General features: G+C 49.8%; 1 protein-coding gene. It reads right to left on the bottom strand.

The annotated features are described in order from the left end of the window. A partial coding sequence (locus KVT28_RS24875; RefSeq protein ID WP_217550808.1) for a VF530 family DNA-binding protein occupies nucleotides 1-199 on the bottom strand: 199 nt, incomplete at its 3' end. Nucleotides 200-293 lie beyond the last annotated feature (94 nt).

Raw genomic sequence — 293 nt, 5'->3', positions numbered from 1 at the left:
CGGAATCATCTGCCTTATCCGCAGCAAAATCATCCAGTGAATCCAGATACAGTGCTTCAACCACAGCGCGTGCCCAGGGTGTGCGGCGTAAAAACTTCAGGCTCGATTTAACGCTTGGAGCGCTTTTGAAGCAGTTGATATTAATGAGCTTACCCAGTTCGGCCCAGCCATAATGGGCGACCAGCGCATTAATTTGCATCTCGAGCGTGACGCCGTGCAAGGGATCTTTGGAGCGATGATCGTTCGTAGGAAATCCTTAAAATCTTGACGGCAAAGGTTACAAGAAAGCCACG

Source organism: Pantoea sp. GbtcB22 (assembly GCF_019091025.1).
GTDB classification, from domain to species: domain Bacteria; phylum Pseudomonadota; class Gammaproteobacteria; order Enterobacterales; family Enterobacteriaceae; genus Pantoea; species Pantoea leporis.
Note: the sequence above shows the minus strand (reverse complement) of the source record. Positions and strands in the feature narration are given on the sequence as shown.